Origin of the sequence: Cuspidothrix issatschenkoi CHARLIE-1 (assembly GCF_002934005.1) — a bacterium.
Classification (GTDB): domain Bacteria; phylum Cyanobacteriota; class Cyanobacteriia; order Cyanobacteriales; family Nostocaceae; genus Cuspidothrix; species Cuspidothrix issatschenkoi.
On record NZ_PGEM01000220.1, the window covers coordinates 1 to 2,847 of the forward strand.

General features: G+C 32.1%; 3 protein-coding genes. All 3 read right to left on the bottom strand.

What is annotated here, in order from left to right; all coding sequences use genetic code 11:
- Nucleotides 1-633: 633 nt before the first annotated feature.
- Nucleotides 634-822: a hypothetical protein gene (locus CUN59_RS20590; protein WP_104389557.1), complete on the bottom strand. Its 189-nt coding sequence runs from the start codon at nucleotides 820-822 to the stop codon at nucleotides 634-636.
- Nucleotides 823-824: 2 nt separating this feature from the next.
- Nucleotides 825-1,244, bottom strand: a complete 420-nt coding sequence (locus CUN59_RS20595; RefSeq protein WP_104389558.1) for a hypothetical protein — start codon at nucleotides 1,242-1,244, stop codon at nucleotides 825-827.
- Nucleotides 1,245-1,408: 164 nt separating this feature from the next.
- A complete protein-coding gene (locus CUN59_RS20600; RefSeq protein ID WP_104389559.1) occupies nucleotides 1,409-2,548 on the bottom strand; it encodes a Rep family protein in 1,140 nt (379 codons plus the stop codon).
- Between the last annotated feature and the right edge of the window lie 299 nt (nucleotides 2,549-2,847).

Genomic DNA, 2,847 nt, shown 5'->3' on the forward strand with positions numbered 1-2,847 from the left:
TATGAAAGGGTTTATAAAGGGTTGAAGCTCTGTATTTTTAAATAAATAATGTCCAGTACCCTAGATAACTTTTGGAAAATTTCCGATGTTATGTAAACTAAAACACACATTCGCTATTTTTTAAGCACAATTTATATCAAAATATCATGACCGAACTGCGATTTATACGTCAAATGTCATTGACATTGGGCCCCTACATCTTTAATAAATCTAAAAAATCGTAGTGAAGCAAAAGCAAAGCTTTCGCCACACTACAATTAGCTTAATTAAAGATGCCCCCCAATATAAATGAATTTGACGGCATAAATTCTCGTTCTCTACACATAAAAACGAATATACAGATGTTCAAAATAAAAGAGCTGCAAGTGATATAAAAAAAGCACGGTCAATATCGAACATCTAAACAAATCAAAGCAACAAAATAAAAATTAGAAAATTTCTAACGAAATATCACAACGATTTATAAAGATTAAAAAAAAGCCAGTACGATACCCCAAAGACTTACGCTAGATGATCGACTCAATTCGAAAAACTCCGTTCCGGATTCCGCAAAACGTAGTTTTACTACATGCGGTACTCATTTTTCGAATACGGTCGAACGGTAGCGTAGCTTTGGTCGTACAGACTTTTTATTTATATATAAAACGCATTGCCATTATCGTCATAACCGACTAAATCCAATTTTGATACTTCTTCTGTATAAGATGTTCCATTCTCACGTACAGCTTTCTTAATATCACTTGCAGTAAGTATTTTGCTAACAGCATAAACGCCTTCAGATGTTTCAAACGTCAATTCATACCCATCCATTAATTGAAGCATACTTACTCAACCTTATCTAACTGTGTAACGTAAATTTCCAATGTTACTACTGGCTTTAAATTTCTTGAAGTATCAACAGTCAATTGTGTCATTTCTCTATCAATCGTAATACGACACACATCATCTTCATGTAAGCCATTAAATACTGTATGTTCTTTCGCACGTAACTGAACATCAACCATATTAAAATCTTTATCGGCACTTTCCATTGTTGCATTTACATAAAAATACTGTGGCGGTTGTGTATCATCACGTTTAGTTTTACCATTTGCGTCCTGCGTAAATACAGGCATATCATTTAAAAACTCATCATCATCGTGATACTTATCGCCGATTGCGAGCAAATGGAATCTATTTTGCTCCATTTTTTCTGTAATTTCGTCTACATTAATTAATTTTCCAATGTCTAATCGTTTTGCCATTATAAATACATCCTTTCAAAATTTAACTTTTAAGAATGTACCTATCCCGTTATAAACTTTGCAATTGTCTATCATATATCAACATGATATACTATATTTAACAAATAACTATTTAAATATATCATCTAATTGCACTGATACGTTTATCTTGTCCGGGATAGGTATCAGTTCTTTTTTTTCGTTTCTCTAAGTTGATAACGCGTTTTAACTTCTACTTTCTTTCCTGCTATATAATCAAATTTCCCTTCAATGACTACAGGTTCATCTAATTTATTCATCTTAAACACATTGACTTCTGCTAAATATTCTCCATCATTTACAGGCTTAACATAGCAAACTGAAGAAATACGTCTTAACAATTGGTCAATTGGTTCTTTATCAAAATTGATAGAACTTGCTATGAAAAATTGTTCAGGACTATACATAGAAGTAACAAATATCACATCTGCACTTACATACTTATTAGAATATCTTGAACGAACTGAAGTCGCATTATAAGGATCTAATAACCGAAGTAAATCAGATAATTCAATATCATTCGGTTTTATATCATCAATAATCACAACTTCTTCCCCTTTATACTCTTGAAAAGGGTCATTATTAGCAGATGTCATATAACTTGAATAGCCATAAGCCATCTTTAATTCTTCTGCTTTCTGCTTAGCATAAGCTGTTTTACCAACGCCACTATAATCGCCATATATCCATACAACTGGTATTTCCATATTCTTTCTTGCTTCAACACGTCGTTTAGAAGCAATATTCAATGCGTTGTCAATTTTCGTCTTATTCTTCGCATACAATAATGATAAGTCATTATCATTTTGAATATCAGAATATTTAATACGACTTTCCAATACATCTTCTAACATCGTATCTAATGACGTACTATAATTTGCTTTCAAGTTTTCAACATATTCTCGATAATCAAAATTAGCACTCACTTCATCAATTGAATATTGATATTTATGTCTATCCTTACGACCTGCATGAATAAGATATAAAAAACCTGCGTCCTTACGTTCAAAAAATTCGAATTGATTCATTTGTGTTTCATTCGTAGCCTGCATAAGTTTAGCTGCAGATAATTTATTCTCACAATAGAAAAACATGTGAATATGGGGTCTTTCCAATTCTCCTGTTTCATCACTCACATCTTTATCATGAATAATAGAAGCTACTTGATACTTATCACCTACTACTTTAAAAACATTCTTTTCTAACTCATCAAACGAATCAAATTTTATATGTTCTAAATATTGAACATACATAATTGAACGTCTATTTTTTACCCCTGCACTCACTTATTTATCACCTCCTTTTTATATCGTAATTTCATTATACAATCATGTCCAGTGCATGTCCAGAATTATTCAAAAGAGTATAACAATGTATAAAAATGTAAACAATAGTGTATTATTACAACCGATTTGTCCAGAGTGTAAAAGGTAATGGACACATGTTTGAGTATATATAAAAATCGCTATAAATAGCGTCATAAGAGGCGTTAACGCCATAGCGCGCAACTCGGCTCGCCTCTCTTAAAGGACAAGCCCTCTAAGAGAGGCTAAAGTCTTGATATGAAAGGGTTTATAAAGGGTTG